The organism is Winogradskyella sp. PG-2, from assembly GCF_000828715.1.
Taxonomy (GTDB): domain Bacteria; phylum Bacteroidota; class Bacteroidia; order Flavobacteriales; family Flavobacteriaceae; genus Winogradskyella.
In genome coordinates, this window is record NZ_AP014583.1 from 863,932 (window position 1) to 883,652 (window position 19,721).

At 31.0% G+C, this 19,721-nt stretch carries 12 protein-coding genes; 6 read left to right on the plus strand and 6 right to left on the minus strand.

What is annotated here, in order from left to right; translation table 11 throughout:
- Positions 1-27: 27 nt before the first annotated feature.
- The 5 genes from WPG_RS03905 to WPG_RS03920 all read right to left on the minus strand — a co-directional run bounded on the left by WPG_RS03905 (position 28) and on the right by WPG_RS03920 (position 10,070).
- Entirely contained in the window at positions 28-1,539 is a 1,512-nt protein-coding gene (locus WPG_RS03905) for a RagB/SusD family nutrient uptake outer membrane protein (RefSeq protein ID WP_045469605.1), read from the minus strand.
- Positions 1,540-1,544: 5 nt separating this feature from the next.
- On the minus strand, positions 1,545-4,646 hold the full coding sequence (locus WPG_RS03910; protein ID WP_045469608.1) for a SusC/RagA family TonB-linked outer membrane protein: 3,102 nt from the start codon (positions 4,644-4,646) through the stop codon (positions 1,545-1,547).
- 270 nt (positions 4,647-4,916) lie between these two features.
- Positions 4,917-5,423 (minus strand): helix-turn-helix transcriptional regulator, encoded by a 507-nt coding sequence (locus WPG_RS18520; protein WP_052471138.1) that lies wholly within the window; start codon positions 5,421-5,423, stop codon positions 4,917-4,919.
- Positions 5,420-7,711: a triple tyrosine motif-containing protein gene (locus tag WPG_RS03915; protein WP_052471139.1), complete on the minus strand. Its 2,292-nt coding sequence runs from the start codon at positions 7,709-7,711 to the stop codon at positions 5,420-5,422. Before WPG_RS03915 ends, WPG_RS18520 begins: the two co-directional genes overlap by 4 nt.
- Before the next feature lie 328 nt (positions 7,712-8,039).
- On the minus strand, positions 8,040-10,070 hold the full coding sequence (locus tag WPG_RS03920; protein ID WP_084221515.1) for a tail fiber domain-containing protein: 2,031 nt from the start codon (positions 10,068-10,070) through the stop codon (positions 8,040-8,042).
- 523 nt (positions 10,071-10,593) lie between these two features.
- Here WPG_RS03920 and WPG_RS17230 point away from each other — a divergent pair.
- From WPG_RS17230 to WPG_RS03950, 6 genes are all read left to right on the plus strand, one after another.
- Complete coding sequence (locus tag WPG_RS17230) at positions 10,594-11,277, plus strand: WbqC family protein (RefSeq protein WP_052471140.1); 684 nt, start codon at positions 10,594-10,596, stop codon at positions 11,275-11,277.
- A gap of 344 nt (positions 11,278-11,621) precedes the next feature.
- A complete protein-coding gene (locus WPG_RS03930; RefSeq protein WP_045475144.1) occupies positions 11,622-12,386 on the plus strand; it encodes a polysaccharide biosynthesis/export family protein in 765 nt (254 codons plus the stop codon).
- 5 nt (positions 12,387-12,391) lie between these two features.
- Positions 12,392-14,701, plus strand: a complete 2,310-nt coding sequence (locus WPG_RS03935; protein WP_045469613.1) for a GumC family protein — start codon at positions 12,392-12,394, stop codon at positions 14,699-14,701.
- Between the two features lie 111 nt (positions 14,702-14,812).
- Positions 14,813-15,703 carry a class I SAM-dependent methyltransferase gene (locus WPG_RS03940; protein WP_045469616.1) on the plus strand — a complete coding sequence of 297 codons (891 nt, stop codon included), beginning with the start codon at positions 14,813-14,815 and terminating at the stop codon, positions 15,701-15,703.
- Positions 15,704-15,769: 66 nt separating this feature from the next.
- Positions 15,770-16,579: a hypothetical protein gene (locus tag WPG_RS03945; protein ID WP_045469618.1), complete on the plus strand. Its 810-nt coding sequence runs from the start codon at positions 15,770-15,772 to the stop codon at positions 16,577-16,579.
- 43 nt (positions 16,580-16,622) lie between these two features.
- Complete coding sequence (locus WPG_RS03950; protein ID WP_045469621.1) at positions 16,623-17,960, plus strand: MBL fold metallo-hydrolase; 1,338 nt, start codon at positions 16,623-16,625, stop codon at positions 17,958-17,960.
- 28 nt (positions 17,961-17,988) lie between these two features.
- Here the strand turns inward: WPG_RS03950 and WPG_RS03955 are convergent, their stop codons facing one another.
- Complete coding sequence (locus WPG_RS03955) at positions 17,989-19,686, minus strand: carbamoyltransferase (protein ID WP_045469624.1); 1,698 nt, start codon at positions 19,684-19,686, stop codon at positions 17,989-17,991.
- Positions 19,687-19,721 lie beyond the last annotated feature (35 nt).

Below are 19,721 nucleotides of genomic sequence, written 5' to 3' on the forward strand. Positions count from 1 at the left end.
TCTATATTTTATTGTTTGACAATTTTTTTAATATCCAGGATTTCCCCAACGCTCTTCAGCATTAGCTAATTGTAATTCTATTAAAGGTATTGGGAAAACTTCATTTTTATTTGCAGTAAATCCTTCTATACTAGAAGACGCATTATTAGTTCTTACCAAGTCAAAAAAGCGATGTCCTTCCCCAGCCATTTCTTTTCGTCTTTCCATATAAATAACCTCTAATAAATCACCTTCTCCAGAATTGTAATCTTGACTATTGTCTCCATAAGCTCTAGCTCTAACTTGATTTAAATAATTAGCTGCATTATTACCGCCACTTTGAGCTTCAGCTTCAGCAGCCATAAGCAATACATCTGCATATCTTATAGAACGATAGTTTTGTGCATAATTTAATGGATCGGACCCAACACCATCCTCTGATTTTCTTGGTAAATATTTTCTATTGAATAATCCTGTATCATCTCTTCCTTGACTGTAAGAATCTTGGTCTTCTCTTAGATCATAAAATGTAACATCTCGTCTTAAGTCATTATCTTCAAATAAGTCATATAATTCTATTGATGGTAAGCAAAAACCCCATCCAGCAGAATACTCTGGGTTATCATAAGGTGATCTTGGCCCACAAAATTGAGGGAAATAGGTTCCCTGACTACATTCTATACAACCCCAACCTGCTGGTTGCACACCTGTATATTGAACTTCAAATACTGATTCCGAGTTATTTTCACCATTACCTTCAAAAAGCATCGTATAGTTATCCCCTGATTCTAAGCTATATTGATTACCAGAAATGACTTGATTCAATGTTGTTGCAGCATCTGCAAATTTAGATTGATCAAATGTTCCATGATACAGATATACTTTTCCTAGTAATGCCTGGGCTGCGCCTTTTGTTACTTCATAAGGTAAATCTTGAGTTACTGGTAGATTAGAAATCGCCTCCTTTAAATCTTCTTCTATTAGGCCATAAATAGTAGATATATCTGAAACCCTATTCATACTAAACTCATCTTCAGGAAATATGCGTTGGTTAGTAATTCTTAAAACGCCATTTCGTTCCTCTGTTTTTAATGGTACATTTCCAAAGTATTTTGCGAGTTCAAAAGTATAATACGCTCTTAAGAAATAAGTTTCGGCAATAATCTCTTCTTTACCTGCAAAATCAGTTTTGTCTTTAAACTCCAAAATAAAATTGGCTCTATTTAATCCTGCATACATTAAACCCCAAATACTTCTCAATTGATTCTCATCAGAAGGTGAATGAATCATAAGATTCACATTCTGCAAAGTTGGTTGATCATAATTAAATGAATCACCACCTGCAGCATAGTCAGGTGAAGCAACTATTCCAGTTAATACATTCCAAAATGTTGCTTGTAACATATCGTAAGTACCAATAAGTGCACTTTCATACTCTTCTTGATTATTAAAAAAATCAGAATCATTGAACCCATCTGGTTCTACTTCAACAAAGTCGTCAGTACACCCAATAGTATAGAGTGCGATAAAGCCTAATAAAATTATTAATATTCTTCTCATAACAATTAAAAGTTTAAATTAATTCCTAACAAATATGAAGCTGCTACTGGATAAAAGCCCTTGTCTATTCCTCCACCTAATGGGTTTCCATTATTGGCAGAAGGGTCAAATCCGAAATAATCGGAAATCGTTATTAAATTATTACCTGAAAGATAAATTCTTAGCTTATCTATTCCAAGTTCCGAATTAAATTTTTCGCCCATAGTATAACCTATTTGTATATTTTGTAATCTTAAGAAAGATGCATCTTCCACATGAAAATCGTTAAAGACATCAGTATTTACATTCGCCCCTGACACTGCTCGAGGTACGAAGTTACTAGTACCACTTCCTTGCCATCTTTCTAACATATAATCACCTCTATTGGCATATAAATCTTTACGTTCATAGTCTCTGATCATATCATGTCCTACAGAAGCAAATGCATTAGCACTAAAATCAACATTCTTGTAAGTAAAGCCAATATTTATTCCAAAAGTAAAGTCAGGAATTGGGTCACCGATATTTGTTCTATCTTCGGCTGTAATCTCACCATCACCATCTACATCCACAAATTTTAAATCACCTGGTGCAATATCACCAATTATGCTATAAGTACCTGATGGTGCAGAAGCATCTAAAATATCTATTTCTGCTTGTGTTTGATATATTCCATTGGTTTTATATCCATAATAATGTCCCAGCGGCAATCCTGGAATCATTCGTGTAATACCCGTCTGATTTATACCCACTCCATATTCACCACCAACAGGAGTTGTTCTACCATTTAATGAAACAACTTCATTATCTATTGTTGTAAAATTAAAATTGAAATTGAAATTAAAGTCATCTGAAAAATTATCGTTATATCCAATTGCAAATTCAATACCTTCATTACTTACTGTACCTGCATTAACAACTGAGGCACCAGTTGCTGGAGCACCAACACCTGTAGTAGCTGATGCTTGTGGAGTTAATAATAAATCTTTAGTTTGTTTTTTATAAGCATCCGCAGAAATATTGACTTTACCTTTGAACAATCGAAAATCTAATCCAATATTTGCCGTTTCTTGTTCTTCCCATTTAAGGTCTGGATTACCAGGCCTACCAGGTGCTAAACCAAATAATAATTCATCAGAACCTATATCGATAGTTGCCTGCCCATCTAATCTTGTAATAAATGCAAATGAAGGAATACGGTCGTTTCCAATAATACCATAGCTTCCTCTTAATTTTAAATTACTTATCCAATTAATATCTTGCATAAAATCTTCTTCAGAAATATTCCATCCAATGGAACCTGAAGGAAAGTAACCTACATTATTTCCATCTTCTGATGAAAATTGCGAAGAAACATCTCTTCTTAATACAGCTGATAACAAATATTTCCCTTTATAACTATACTGTAACCTAGTAAATAAAGAAGAAAGTCTAACATCAAACCAATCTGCACCGTTTTCCAGAGCTGCTTCATTAAAGCGAGGTTCTAAAACCATACCTTGGTCATAAATCGTTTGCCCTAATCTATCAGTACCAACTTCTGTTCGACCTATTCCACCATAGAAACGCCCTTTAGTTCTATACAATGACATTCCTAATAAAGCTGTTAAATCATGACTGTCATTAAACGTATTTGTGTATGTAATATAATTATCCCACGTGAAGTCAGTGAAATCTGCACCAAAATCTACCACTTCGTTAATAATAGCATCATCTTCCAATGCCGCAAGTGAATTTACTGTATTCGCAGATTTCCCACCACCATAGTAAACTTCAGGTCTAAAAATATCGTCACGCACATTAGCATGGTTCCCTTGAAATCTAGATGTAACTTTGAAGTTTTCTAAAAACGTATAATCCAAACCAAGTACTCCACTCCATCTTGCTACTCTAGACGTATTGTATGAGTCAGAAATTTGAGCAACTGGATTTATAATTTCGATTTGAGAAATATCACTAGCTAAAGCAAAGTCACCATTATCATTTCTAACTGCCATTGTTGGATTAATATTTACAGCATTATAGAGAACCGCACCTATACCACCTTCAGCTAAATTTTGCTTTTCAGAAATTGTATGTAAACCATTTGCAGTAAGTTTTAAGTTATCTAAAATATCGTATTGATAATTTAATCTCGCTGTTAGACGTTCATAATTATTTTTATCCCCACCAACAATTCCATCTTGATTTAAATATGATATACCCGCAGAATATGCTGATTTATTTCCTCCACCACTAACATTAAAACTAACATTTGATATAGCTGCTGTTTCAAAAACCTCATCTTGCCAATCAGTTCCGCTACTTGGATATACAAAAAATTCGGTTTGATCTGCAGCATCATTTACATAAATGGCAAAATCTCTAGAATTTAGTAACTCCATTTTTTTACTAGTGAATTGGAAACCAGTATAAGAGTCTACTTGAAATTTTAGCTCAGAGTCTAACCTACCAGATTTGGTAGTAATTAAAATAACACCATTTGCTGCTTGAACACCATATATACCAGCTGTAGCATCTTTAAGAACGTTTATTGTTTCGATATCATTTGGATTGATAACAGAAAGGTCTGAAATTCTATTTCCATCAACTAAAATCAAAGGTGCATTATCACCATTGGTTGTAATACCCCTAATTCTTATGTTAAGCCCACTACCAGGCGAACCTGAATTTGATGTAATATTAACACCAGCGACTTGGCCTTGAATTGCTTGTTCAATTCTTACAGGATTTAGTTTCTCAATCGCTTTAGAATCTAGAACACTAACGGCACCTGTAATTTCTTTTTTCTTTTGAGTACCATAACCAATAACAACAACCTCATTTAGGGATTCGGCGTCATCTTGAAGTGAAATATTTATTGGCTGAATATTGATTACAGTAACTTCTTGAGTTACAAAACCTAAATAAGAAACTACTAATATTGAATTTAATGGTACATCTTTTAAAATAAAGTTTCCGTCAAAATCGGTAGACACTCCTTTCTTAGTGTTCTTTATAATTACATTCACACCTGGTAAGGGTTGTCCAGAAGCGGCTTCAATAACCGTACCTGTGACATCTATATTTTGCCCATACATTGATAATGTAAAAATAAGAGTGAAGAGAGTTAAAAGTTTTAATTTCATAATTAATTGATTGTATAATGCAACTTAGAAAAAAGAATTGAAGGATTCTTAATAAAAGACTATACAAAAAACATACAATTCAATAAATAACCTTAAATATTATAGATATAATAATACAAAACTCTTTATTTTATTGATATAACAAGGTTAATCCTAGCTTAACAATTGTTTAACAATTACTCTAAAAAACCTCTAGAAATGGGCTTTACAAAGGATTTGTATAGGCTTTGTATGGGCTTTGTATAGTTGAAATTTAAAAACGTATAGGTGTTATATCTCTAAAATATAATCTGCAAGACTTTGTTTATGGTCTAACTTCATTTTTTTTCTCAAGCGGTATCGTTTTACTTCAACACTTTTATGTGAGATATTTAATAGAGGAGCAATCTCTTTTGAGGACAAATTTAATCTTATATACGCACAAAGTCTCAAATCATTTGGGGTAATTGTAGGATGAATTGATTTTATTTTTTTCATAAAATCTTTATCAACATTATTAAAGGCCTCTTCAAATAGTTTCCAATCCCCTGTATTATTTATGCTAGAATTAATCGTCTTTACAACTCTTTTTACATCAGTTAATGATTTACTTCGTATTAATTCATCTTTAATTTTATTTAGCAGTTCATTACGTTTAACTATACTCATTGTTGCTGTTCCCAACTCTCTATTTTTATTTTCAATATCAAGTTTTAAATTTTCATTTTTAAACTCTATGACTTGTCGTTGATTTTGTAATTGCTCTAATTCTAACTCTCTCTGCTTTTTTTCAATCAATTTTTGTTTTCCCTTTTATAATATTTGTTATTAAAATATTGTATTAAAAAAATTAAAGCTAAGCCTAATAGCACGTAAAATATTATAGCAACTGTGTGCAAATACCATGGTTTTTCAATTGAAAACTCATAAGACGCTATATTATTAGATTGCTCACCACTCGATAAAGCTTTAACTTCAAACTTATAACTACCATGAGGCAGATTCTCTATGTAAGTTTGAGACTCTGATGACCAATTACTCCATTTGTCATAGAACCCTAATAGTCTATATTTATATTTTGTAGCAGAAAACTTGTTATAATCCGTGACACTATACCTAAAAAGAATACTGTTGCTTTTATAATCAAGTTCTATAGGTTTATTAATATTTACTAAGACAAACTCATCATGCAAGGATCTATATGAAACTTTATCTATACCTATACTCTTAGAACTCTGTTTATGTTTATCTAAATCTATTGTGAGATACCCATCAGCTGTACCAACTAAATATTTATTATCTGCAAGGCTTAATATATTTTCATAACCAACCTTACTATTTCTTAATTGATTTGGTATAGGTATTTTATTGATTTTTGGTTCTTCTGATAGTTTACCAGGTTCAACAAAAATTATATCACTTTCAGAAAAACACCAGAGTCGATTGTTGTTATCATCATAGATTAACTTACCCGAAACATAGCTATCACCTTCTATGATTGAACTCAAGGTTGAGTCCTTATAAAATATTGCTTGTGGTTTATTATAAATATATACACCACCTCTATTACTATATAAAATTGAATTTTGATATTTAATTATACTAGATTTTGGACCTTGGTCAATACCAAGTTTCTCATAATTCATAATTTTTTTATATTCTGAACTTATATTAAGCTTATACACACCTTTATATTCATGGCTTATCAGTAATTGATTTGACTCTATAAAATCCAAATACCTTGAAGAAATATTAAATCCGTCTATTTTATTTCTATAATTCCATTTTTCGTTTTTTTTCTCAAGTATACTTAAACCTTTATAGTTTCCTTGAAGCAAAAGATTAGGCTTATCTTTAATCTCTTTTATTGCCCATGTACCTATATCTCCTTTTATAAGGTTTGCTTTACCATTTTTTACAATAAATGTTCCTTTGTCGTGACCACAAAAGATCTCACCTTTTAAATAATTTAAACTCCATACCTGACCTTTTGTACCTTCAATAAAATTAAAATTTGAACCTTCACCATATCTCTTAAAAAAAAGACCTTGATTACTTCCTAAGTATAAATAATTATCAACCTTAATTGATGTATATATAGTTCCTAAAACCCCCTGTTTATCTTTATAGATTAGATAAGGTGAATCTAGATTCATAATATTAATTCCGTTATTTAAACCTAACCAAATATTCCCTTTATTATCTTCTAAGAGTGACAATACTGTATTGTTACTTAGTCCATCAGATTTATTTATTTTTAAAATTTTCTTCCCGTCGCTACTGAGTTGAATTATACCTTCTGAGATAGTACCAAAAAGAAAACTGCCATCACTAAGCCTTATACTATTGTATATACTTAAGCCTTCAAGAGCTTTGTTCGCATTGGAATTCCATATAGAAATTACGCCTTCTGAATAAATGAACAGACCTCGTTCTTTTGTCAACAGCAATAAATCATTATCAATACTATAAATATTTATTATTTCATTATTACTAAATTTATCTTCAGGTATTACTAGCCTTTCACTACCATTCTGAATTTCATAAATCCCATATCCCTCTTTCTGAAAATAAATTGTCTCATTTGTCTTAAAAATTTTATTAATTCTATGTCTTGAATCAATAATTTTAAAACTATCAGCATTCACATTATAAATGTATATTCTATCTAATGATTGAAATAATATATAATCTTCAACGCCTACAATATCCCAAAATTCTTCATCTTCTTTAATTTTAAAATCTTTATCTGAAGTTAGTGACTTATAAGTTAAACCACCTAAATTATCTTTACCCCAATAACCAAAATCCATATAACTACCAGAGTAGATTTTGTCATTAATGACACATACTGATCTTAGTATAGACTGATTTGGTGTTGGAAAGAGCTCCCATCTGGCACTATTATAACTAAGTAATCCTTTATTATTAGCAAAATAAATAACACCATCTCGATCTTGAGATATAGACCAATTTTGATCTTCGGCCATATAATCTTGAGGTGTAAAAACTTGAATAGGTGGAACCTCTTGCGATTGTATTAATAAAGCAAATGAAAAAATGAAAACGGTAAAAAAAAATTTCATTATATTGATTAATTGATTAATTACAGTAAAGTTCAGAAAATCAAGAGACAATAATACCACAACAATTATGTTAAGCTACTAATCTAAGTAAATATAAGTAAATATATAGACTCTTAGAATTATTGTAGTGCTGAAGTATACAAAGTACAATTCAAAAAACAAAAAAGTAAACGTAATTTTTGGCTTTTATCTATACAAAGTATGATCCGTTTTTTTAGCTAGATAATTAAATTTATCGGTTAGCTTAAAAAACAAAAGCACCAAATAATAAGATATTTGATGCTTAACTAAAGATCCCTACATCTAAAGTTTGTTTTTTACATGGTTTTTAGTTGTCAACTCTGTTTTTTATTATTTTTTCTAATGCTTCTAATCGCTTAAGTATTGTTTCATTCTCTACTTTCAATCTTTCATTTTCTTTCTGAAGTTTTTCTATAATAACTTGTTGCTCTTGCACAGCTTTAACTGTCATAGGGATAAAATCATTATAACGGACACCATACATACCATTATCATCTATTGAAATGATACCATTATTTGGATCTCCTGCATTTATAAAAGCTTCTTCTATTTCTTGAGCAATAAATCCGTATTCTGTTTTTTTATTCGGGTCATTCTTTCTTACATAAGACACTGGCCTCAATGTTTTAATAAAATCTAATCCAAAGGTAGAATTTGAAATGTTTTCTTTCCATCTTCTATCAGAGGTTGCAGTCCAACCTACTTGAACGTTAGCAACTGTAATAGCAGCGTTACCAATTCTTATTTGGTTATCACTAGCAGCAGCTGGAACCTGTGCTTGAAAACCAATGGCAATATTATTATTACCAGTTGTTGCATTACTTGCAGCTTGATAGCCTATATAAGTATTATTATCACCACTACTTAAACCTCCAGCTACTCTATAACCAACACCTGTATTACCACTTCCAGCATTAAGACGATACATAGCCTCTGACCCAATCCCTGTGTTTTGTTGTCCAGCAGCCATATCTTCTAATGCTAATTGACCAACAGCCGTATTATTTATACCTGCACTAGTTCCTCTACTCATAGCACCTTTACCAATTCCTGTATTAAAATTACCGGTATTGTTTCTGCCCGATTCAGCTCCTAAAAACGTATTTTGGACCATTGCCGAGTTACCGTTTTGCATTGAAAAATAACCTATAGCAACGTTCAAATTTGCTGCACTATTATTTAATTGTGATAATGCCTGATAACCTATTACTGTATTATTTGGGCTTGATGAATTAGCTCTTAAAGCCTGATAACCAATGCCAATATTATTACCTGCTGCATTACTTAACATAGCCTCATAGCCAATTGCGATACTACTAGACCCTCCAGTACTAGCCGCATTAGCATTCCAACCAATACCAATATTTGCAGATCCTGTATTAGCATTTAGTGCATTAAAACCAATTGCTATATTTTGATTTCCACCTGTATTTGAAACAAGCGCATTTGTACCAACTGCTACGTTATCACCTCCTCCTACATTTGCGCCTAGGGCTTGAGAACCTATCGCAACATTATCATCTCCATTTGTATTTGCGTCCAAAGCTTGCAGCCCAACAGCAATATTGTTTGATGCGGTATTAGCTAACAATGCGTTAACACCAATAGCTATATTGTTACTCCCGCCATTAGCAAGTTGTGCATTAGAGCCAATGCCTATGTTGTATTCTCCTGCCACGTTATTACCTAAAGCATTAGAACCAAGCGCAGTATTAAAGCGTCCGGTTGTATTATTCAACATTGCACTTGTACCAACGGCTGTATTAAATTCGCCAGCAAAACTTGTACCATCGCCATTATTGGCTGCTAAAGCTGAACTTCCAATTGCTACATTTCCTTCTGCAACCGTATTTAGAGCTAAAGCATTTACACCAAATGCAGTTGTTGTTGAAGCTGTATTAATATTTGCAGATAATAGTCCAAAACTTGTACTTGCTGTACCAATTCTTCCAGCAGAAAGATTATTCCTTCTAAATGCCACATCTACATTATTAACTGTACCCATAAAATTTGTTCCATCCACAATATCTGCATTCCCAAGAATAGACCACCCTGTTGATGTACCTAATCTAATCCATGGACCTGTTGCTGTACTGAGATAATAATAACCAGGTGCTACATCTCCAGCAGTAGCAGTATTATAAACAATTTCTGATACTGTTGGTGTAGCAACTGTAACTGTAGTAGTATTGGTTAAGGCTACTCTAGGTATTAAAAGACCTTCAGATGCTGAAGTAATATCTAATGCCGCCTGAGGGTTTGAAGTACCAATACCCACTTGTGAATTTAACAACAGAGATAAAAACATAAGCAATAAAGTAAAAACACCCGATTTCATAAGCAATTATATTTACTGTAATAATAATCTATTATTTCTTACAAAAAGTGAAATTACACCATATAAAATGCATACAATTAGTAGTCTAACAAACAAATAATTTTAAAACACCTATACAATCACCATACATATAGTATTATTGAACTAAACTTGTATTGATAAGAATTTGATTCAATTTTTAAGTGTTCACATTAAGAATCTTAATAAATGTAAATAGTACGTTACTCAGAAAGGTCAGAAAAATAGATACCTAAACATTTATTATACCTCAAATGTACCCTACAACAATTTGCGAAAATAATCTTCTTTTTTAATTTTTTTTTGACATCGGAATAAACCGTATACCATTATACTAATTTATAAGTTTAATAACGAACTTATTTGTGATTTTAGTTGAAACATCCTACATTCGGTAAAAAATTGTATACCTTAAATTCTCAAAAGAAACCTTTAGCTGTAGATCAATATAACTAATTCTTTTATTGGGATAAAACAAACTTTTTCAATTAAATTCTAATTCCATATGACGGTAAGCATCTCTCAACCTACACTTTTCCCTTGGATTGGGTATTTTGATATGATAAAAAGATCAGATGTTTTTGTTTTTCTTGATAACGTCAAATTCAAGAAGCAAACTTGGCAAATGCGTAACAGATTAAAATCTGGATCTAAAATAGAAGACAATGAGATTTGGATTAGAATACCTACAAAATTACCAAAAACAGATACATTAATAAAAGATGTCATTATTGATAATTCAAAAGACTGGATGCAAGGTCATCTAGATATATTTCAATACAATTACGGCGCAAAATATCAAGATATTGACTTTTTAAAAAAAGATTTGTACGCCAAAGATTGGATTAAAATTGCCGATTTCAACATCGAATTTATCACAAAATGTTGTCGCTATCTAGAGATAAACACACCTCTCATTAAAGCTTCAGACATGGATGTTAAAGGAAAAAAAAGTCATTTGGTATTAGATATTTGTAAAGAACTAGGCGCTAATAATTTAATAGCTAACAAAGGGTCTCAAAATTATTTAGAAAAAGACCACAATATTTTTGATGAAAAGGGTATTTCTATTTCATACCAAAATTATCAGCCTCTGTTATATAATCAACATGGTGATAAATTTATCAAAAATCTATCGATTCTAGATTTACTATTCTCTGAGTTCGAAAATTCAAGGAGATTTATATAATAATCCTAAACTAATTAGGGCTAAATTCTTTTGATTTTAATAAAACCTTTCTCTTGTATGGTTTTTGTATAGTTATCAAAATCATATTATCGACAAATGGTATATTATCAAAGCTTTTATGAAACATCATCCAATAAAAAAGGATTACATTTAAAAATCAGTTTTACTTAAGGAATTCTATATTCTTATTGCTCAATCATTACTAATATAAAGATTATATGAAGAAGGTTTTTTTAGTAATAGTATTAAACCTTTTAGAATGAGATTATGTTGGTAGAATTAATTCTAATAAAAAATAACAAAACAATAATAGGTATACTATGTACTTAAATAAAAAAATAATTTTGAAAGAAATAAAAATATCTGAACTAAGAGATTGGTTTATAATTTTAATTACAATATTACTTACAGGATGCGCTTCATCAAATAAGATTAATTATTTTAAGAAAAATGATAAGTTAGTCCTAAAGGAAGATATCACTAATTTTCAGCCAACCATCCAATATGCTGATATGCTAAATATTAATATTTCTTCTATTGAGCCCGAACTTGCTGCTCCTTATAATTCTTATGAAATACAGGAGAATAGGCTAGTTAGACAAATTCCATATATCGTTACTGCAGATGGCGATATTAATTTTCCTGTTTTAGGTAGGATCATGGTGGTAGGTTTAACAACTAGAGAAGTTACCGATAAGCTTTATCAAATGTTATCAAAATACTTAAATAATCCTTCAGTATCGGTGCAACTTGTTAACTTCAAAATATCTGTCTTAGGAGAAGTAAGGTCCCCAGGAAGTTATACTATTTTGAATGAGAGAATTACAATTTTGGAAGCTATTGCGTTAGCAGGAGATTTAACTATATATGGTAAGCGTAAACCCGTGACTTTGATTAGAGAGCAGAATGGTAAACGTGAGTTTATCCACATCGATTTAACTGACAAAGCTCTTTTTAATTCACCCTATTATTATTTGTCTCAAAATGATATTCTATATATTGAAGCTAATAAAACAAGGGTTAATTCTTCTAAAGTAGGACCAAATACAACAATTTTAATATCAACACTTTCAATTTTAATATCCTTAGCAGCTATTCTGACCAATTAATAAAAATGAAAAATAATAAAAATCATAAAAATAATGATCCAGATCATCAAAAATTAGATCTTAGAAATGCGCTTAAGATATATTTAGCATATTGGAAATGGTTTATTATTAGTGTCTGTATTGCAATAATTTTTGCTTTTATCTATTTACATTTTTCCTCACCAATTTATGAAGTGTCTTCGACTATCTTAATTAATGACAATGCTGATAATGGAAATACAAACTCAGAAATTTCTGTATTTGAAGACTTAGGGCTATTTGCAGGCCCTAAAACTTCTTTAGACACAGAAATTGGGGTTTTAAAATCTAAATCGTTAATAGAAAGGGTTGTCAAAGAACTAGAATTAAACATCTCATATTATATTAAAACTGATGTAAAATATAAGGAACTATACAAAAATGAGATTCCTTTTACTTTAAACTTCTTTATGCCCGACAGTTCGTTCAATAATTTGAGTGAAGTATTTTTCGTAAAAGCTAAATCTCCTACAGAATTTGTTTTATTCTCTGAAGATGACACCAAAATATGTGAAGGCTCTTTTGGACAGTTAATAAGTTGTGATTTTGGTGAATTAGTTATAACACCAAAAGATTTAGGCACTTTAAAAACAAATCAGTCTGTATTAGTAAAAATAAGTTCTATAGAAGAAGTTGCAATAGCTTATAAAAAGCGAATTAAAATTAGTGCAGACGCGCCAAAATCAAATCTCTTAACACTTTCATTGCAAGATGGTATCAGAATAAAGGCAAGAGCTATTTTAGATAGTCTAATTACCTATTACAATGCAGATGCAATAGCATATAAAACTCAATTATCTGAAGATACTGATAAATTTATTGATAATAGAATAGTTGATATATTAGAAGAGTTAACTAGCTTTGATGAGGGTGTAGAAACCTATAAAGTTGATAATAAATTAAGTAACATTGATTCTGAGGCAAACTTGGTATTAGAATCCAATGCGTCAGTTGCAAGCCAGATCGTAGAGCTTAATGCGCAATTACAACTAACCAACTATCTAATCACATATTTAAATAATAACAAAAATGATTTGATTCCACCGAATCTAGGTTTAGCCAACGAAAATGCCAACCAAAATGTCATTCGTTTTAACAATCTTTTACTTGACAAAAAACGTTTATTAAAAGGTGCAAATGAAGAAAATCCCATTATTCTAAACCTAAATGATCAGATTTTAAGTTTAAGAACAAGCATTGAACAAGATTTAAGTAACACAAGATCTTCATTAAGCTTTTCCATAAATCAATTAAGGCAGCAGGAAAATGAATTAGTTACAAAAATTGCAGAAAACCCTAAGAAACAAAGAGCTATTAGAGATATAGAACGACAACAAGAGATTTTTGAAACTGTTTATCTATACTTACTTCAGAAAAGAGAAGAAAACTCAATTTCATTAGCTGTTACCACACCATATGCAAAAATTATTGATAAAGCCTACGGGAGTTCCATACCAGTAGCTCCAAATAAAAAAGTCATATTTTTAATTGCGCTTATAGTTGGGTTACTAATTCCTTTTGTATTAGTTTATTTAAGATTAATATTTGACAATAAAGTAAACACATTAAAGACTCTCGAAAAAAACCTTGAAATACCCTCATTAGGAGAAATTCCAAAATTAAAGTCGAATCATCAAGTTATTAGTTTAGACGATAAGCTTAAGAAAGGTTCAGAGTCATTCCGACTTTTAAGAACCAATTTAAATCACTTATTACCAGATTCAAAAAACGAAGGTCAAGCTATTATTATTTCTTCAACATCAAAAAATGAAGGCAAATCATTTATTTCATTAAATCTTGCTAGTTCTTTGGCCATCTTAAATAAACGCGTTCTAATAATAGATGCCGATGTTAGAAATCCAAAATCTGGTGTTTCCAGATTTACAAAGGGTCAACAAAAAATAGGTTTAACTCAATTTTTATCTCAAGAAAATATTAACCTGAAAGATCTTATAAATCAGAATGAAAAGATAAATGTAGATATTATTGAATCTGGACATTTGCCAAAAAAATCTCAAGAGTTATTCAGTGACGTCAAGTTTGAAGAAATTTTATCGTTTGCTAAAAAAAATTACGACTATGTCATTGTAGATACACCAGCTATTAATACCACAACAGACACATTGCTAATAGGACAACTAGCAGATATTTTTATCTATGTTATAAAAGCAAACTATTTAGATAAGGATAAGCTCGAAATTCCTAGAAGGTTACATCAAACAAATAAATTAAAAAACATGGTATCTCTATTAAATTATTCCAATCCAAAGAGAGTAAATAGAGTTGGTTACTATTAGTTAATAAGATAACTAAAAGAATTGTTGGTCAAAAAAATGACTAAAATAGTTTTAAGGAATGTACCTATATAATTAACATAAACTGATTGCTGATAGAAAGATCAAATCCATATGAATTTTAAGTATAAATGCTACATACAACGTTTCTTTTCAACTATTCCTAATGGAGAAAAGTTAAATTACTTATTCCAAAAAAATATTACAAAGACACTTCCTGTATCTGATAGCAAGTTTTTATTTAAAGTAGAAATGGCCATAAGACATAAGGATAACTTTAAAAAATTTAACTCTATTGAAAATCCTGCAAACAATTACTATGAGTTTGGTGCTGGATGGGATTTAATCATACCAATAGCTATAAGTCATCTTGGTTATGAAGTTGATGTTATAGATATAAGAAAATTACTTATTAATGACTTGGTTAAAGATTCTATAGAACGTTTTAATAACCCAAACTTTAATCATCCATTAAAAATTGTAAAAAAAAGCCCTCTTAAAAAAGACTTGTCAAATTTAAAAGAAGATTTTGGTCTATCTTATTATGCACCTGAAGATGCAAGACAAACTAAATATGATGATAATCATTTTGATTTCTCTTCATCAACATCTACAATGGAACATATACCACCTAACGATATTTTAAAAATATTAAATGAGACTTATAGAATTATGAAAAAGGGAGGTGTACTTTCTATGGATATAGACTACATAGATCATTGGGCATATTTCGACTCTAACATTTCTTATTATAATTTTTTAAAGTATTCTTCCGAGGAATGGAAAAAATTTAATCCAGACCTCAACTATCAAAATAGGTTAAGACATTCGGATTACATGAAAATCATTTCTCAAACTCCTTTTGAAGTTGTGAAAAATAAACCTAGACTTCCAAATGAATTGCAAAGGAATGCTTTGAGGAATTTAAAATTAGCAGATATGTACAAGAATTACTCTTATGAAGATATAGAAATAACAGGCAGTGAGATCGTTTTACGAAAATAAAATGTATTATCTACTTAAGACCAACATTAACTAAGTAGAATAGCAAATAAAGAAATAATAAAAATCATGACACTCAAAGAACAAATTGACAGAGATGGTTACATCCTAATAAAAAATGTATTCAGTCCAGAAGAAGTTGAAGTATTAAGACAAAAAGGTATAGAGGATCAAAATCACGAAGGAGATCTATTATCCTCAGACAAGTTGCATAGTGTACTGATGGATGAGCGTATTTTAAACATTTTTAAAGAATGTCTAGATAGCGAAAAATTATATTACTTTGCTGATAGTAATTTATCTGTGAACAGACCTGGTAAAGGAGGTTTTCATAAAGACTCTACCAATAGGCACAAAAAAGATAGCAAAGAATTTACAGACATAAATTATTCGTTATTAAGAGCAGGGATTTACTTACAAGATCATGCGAATTCATCTAGAGGGCTTTGTCTCAGAAAAGGTTCGCACCTGCATCAAAGTTGCGGTGTAGGAAAAATAATTAACGTAAAAAGTGAAATTGGTGATGTTGTTATTTGGAAACTCAGCACCACCCACTCTGCTAATGCACAAGTCATCTCAATGTTCCCAAACACATCGTTTCACCCTTTAATTGCCAGATTTGTCCCAGATTTCTTAAAACAAGAAGCGGCAAGTCCAAGAGTAGTGTTGTTTATGTGCTTTGGACTAAAAGATGATTATGCAATGGAATACAGAGAATACCTTAAAACTAGACAATATGCCCTAGATAGATGGGTTAAATCTAAATTATCACAAGAAAGAATTGCCAAAATGAATGCCTTAGGTGTAGAAATCTACGATGATTTCAATATTGATGAAATTGACCAAAGTAAAGTCAATGTGCTCTATAAACAATTGTAGTATTTCAATACTACCCTAAAGTTGTTTTATTAAAAATATAGTTATGAAAATCCGATACATCAAATCTGCTTGCATTACAGTTGAAACCAAGGGTGTAAAAATATTGACAGACCCTTGGTTAGTTGATGGAGAATATTATGGGTCTTGGTGTCATTATCCAAAATTAGAATTTGATGAAGACTATTTTGACAGTATCGATTATATTTATATTAGCCATATTCATCCAGACCACTTCAGTAAAAAAACATTTGAGCTTCTAAACAAGGACATTCCTATTCTTATTCATGAATATGCAAGTCCTTTTTTAAAAATGAACATTGAACGATTGGGTTTTAATGTTACAGAATTGCCTCATAATGAAAAAACAGATTTAAAAAATGGAGTAACTATAGAAATTCTTGCAGCAGATAATTGTAATCCAGAATTATGTGCGAAATTTATGGGATGCGGCATCGTAGAAACAAAATTTAAATCCACACAAATTGATTCATTAGCTGTTATTTCTGATGGCACACATAATGTCTTAAACCTTAATGATTGCCCGTACGACTTAGCCAAGGAAGCTGTTTTTGCGGTAAATAAGAAATATCAATATATTGATTTCTTATTAGTGGGCTATGGTGGAGCAGGACCATATCCTCAATGCTTTGAGTTGTCTGATGAAGACCGAAGAAAAGCTCAAGAAGGGAAAAAATTGCAATTTCTTAATCAAGGAGAGAAATATATAGATCTTGTAAAGCCCAAATATTATATGCCGTTTGCAGGAACATATACATTAGCTGGGAAGCTTTCTAAACTGCAAAATAAAAGAGGTGTACCTGAACTTCATGAGGCAGTAGACTATTTTTTAAATTCAACTATAATCAATCTAGAAGAATCTAAACCTATTTTATTAAACACTTATGAGTATTTCGACTTAGAGACAAAAAAACAATCTATTAAATATAAACCTGTTAATAAGAAGGAAAAAGAAGCTTATATCGAAAATGTACTTAGTAAGAGAACGCTAGATTATGAATTAGATGACGAACCAAATGTTGAGGAAATGTTGGCACTTATTCCAGCTGCAAATCAACGAATGAATGCCAAAAGAGAAGAGATAAACTTTGTTTCAGACACTAGTGTTTTAGTTAAGTTGAAAGAAGATCTTTTTATAAAATTATACTTTGATGGTACTGAATATGAAGTAGTCGATAACACTAATGGGATTAAATCATTTGTAGAATATCAGTTGTCAACTAAACTTTTAAATAGAATTTTAAAAGGACCACGTTATGCACACTGGAATAATGCCGAAATTGGTTCTCATATAAAATTTAGAAGAGTTCCAAATACTTTTGAACGAGGTTTATATCATGCAATGTGTTTCTTTCATGCCTAACAACCTAAATTATTTAGACACTAGATAACTATTTTCTTAAAAGATAGTTACCAATTATTAAGGCATCTAGTCCCGTTGAAAAAAAACAGCGAATAGCATCAACTGGTGATTCAACAACAGGCTCACCTTGAACATTAAAACTTGTATTTAAAACCACTGGAACACCTGTCTTATTCCCTAATTTTTTAATTAAATCGTAATATCTTGGGTTTAATCCTCTAGTTACGGTTTGTAACCGAGCACTGCCATCAACATGTGTCACTGCAGGAATAACATCTTGCTTTTCTTTTAAAACATTACAAACTTTTAGCATAAAAGGTGCTTCGACATCTAAATCAAAATAATCATCTTTTGCTTCGAGTATAGTAGATGGTGCAAAAGGACGATAAGCTTCTCTAAATTTTACTTCGGCATTAATTTTGTCTTTCATAGTTGGCACGTTCGGATTCGCCAAAATACTGCGATTGCCTAATGCTCTTGGACCAATTTCCATTTTACCCTGAAACCAACCTATTATATTTCCTTCAGCTAATAATTCAGCTCCCTTATCAGAAATATCTTCAAAATATTTATAATTTAATTTTGATCCTTTTAATACTCTTTTGATATCCTTGTTAGAATAAGAGGTGCCAACATAAGGATCTAAATGAATAAAAGTTCTAGGCTTTTTAAAAACCCCATTATATAAATAGTAAGCTGCACCAATTGCAGTACCATTGTCACCAGCAGCTGGCATTACATAGATATCTTTAAACTTACTTTCTCTAACAATCCTACCATTCATTACACTATTTAATGCTACACCACCAGAAACAATGAGATAGTCCGTCTTTGTTTTTTTGTAGAGCACATCACATATTTCTAACACACAATCTTCTAAAACTTCCTGAAAAGCTGCAGCCATATCCATATGATGCTGCGTAAACTCTTCATTAGGTTTTCTACCTTTTCCAAATTTTTTATAGAATTTTGGCGACAGACGCTCTAAACTTAAATTCTGAAAATTAAAATAACTTAGGTCAAAATGTAATTTACCTATATCATCTACCCAAACCAATTTTGCTATATCTTCTTTATATACTTTAGGATTACCTAAAGGTGCCAAACCCATAGTCTTACCTTCATCGTAATAAGGCTTAAATCCACAATAATAAGTAACTGCAACATAAAATGAACCCAAGGAATATGGAAAGAAACTCTCTCCTATTATTTCAACTTTATTAGCATTACCATAGCCTAGCCATGTTGTTGCCCACTCTCCTGAGCCATCAACTCCCAAAAGGGCAGCTTTTTTATATGGAGAAACAAAAAATGAACCTGGAGCATGGCAATTATGATGTGGTATAAAATGTACCTTTGGTCCTTTCTTTTTAGAAACCCATTGACCTTTATACCAACCCCAAAAACCACGTTGCTTTCTAAAAGCATGAAGAATTTCATTGTTTATAAAAGCCTTGAGAGACCTAAGACTTTTCGTATTAAAAGCCCAGTATAATAGTTTTTTACCAGAGTTATGTTTTGGTTGAATTGAAACAGCAATATGGTCTATATCATCATAACTTAATTTTGCAATTTTCAGGCATCTGTCAATAGCTTTCTTCGGAAATTCTCTAGTGTGCTTATCTCTATTTAATCGTTCTTCTTCTATAGCAGCAATTAGGCTTCCATCAACTACAATACATGCTGTGGAATCGTGATAATAATAATTCAAACCTAATATGACCATAGAATAAATTTAAGAATAGTTAATATACGCTTTCA

Excerpts from the sequence above, each read along its gene's own strand:
- WPG_RS03905 (WP_045469605.1), bottom strand. The coding sequence starts at position 1,539 with ATGAGAAGAATATTAATAATTTTATTAGGCTTTATCGCACTCTATACT.
- WPG_RS03910 (WP_045469608.1), bottom strand. The coding sequence starts at position 4,646 with ATGAAATTAAAACTTTTAACTCTCTTCACTCTTATTTTTACATTATCA.
- WPG_RS03915 (WP_052471139.1), bottom strand. The coding sequence starts at position 7,711 with ATGAAATTTTTTTTTACCGTTTTCATTTTTTCATTTGCTTTATTAATA.
- WPG_RS03920 (WP_084221515.1), bottom strand. The coding sequence starts at position 10,070 with ATGAAATCGGGTGTTTTTACTTTATTGCTTATGTTTTTATCTCTGTTG.
- WPG_RS17230 (WP_052471140.1), top strand. The coding sequence starts at position 10,594 with ATGACGGTAAGCATCTCTCAACCTACACTTTTCCCTTGGATTGGGTAT.
- WPG_RS03935 (WP_045469613.1), top strand. The coding sequence starts at position 12,392 with ATGAAAAATAATAAAAATCATAAAAATAATGATCCAGATCATCAAAAA.
- WPG_RS03940 (WP_045469616.1), top strand. The coding sequence starts at position 14,813 with ATGAATTTTAAGTATAAATGCTACATACAACGTTTCTTTTCAACTATT.
- WPG_RS03945 (WP_045469618.1), top strand. The coding sequence starts at position 15,770 with ATGACACTCAAAGAACAAATTGACAGAGATGGTTACATCCTAATAAAA.
- WPG_RS03950 (WP_045469621.1), top strand. The coding sequence starts at position 16,623 with ATGAAAATCCGATACATCAAATCTGCTTGCATTACAGTTGAAACCAAG.
- WPG_RS03955 (WP_045469624.1), bottom strand. The coding sequence starts at position 19,686 with ATGGTCATATTAGGTTTGAATTATTATTATCACGATTCCACAGCATGT.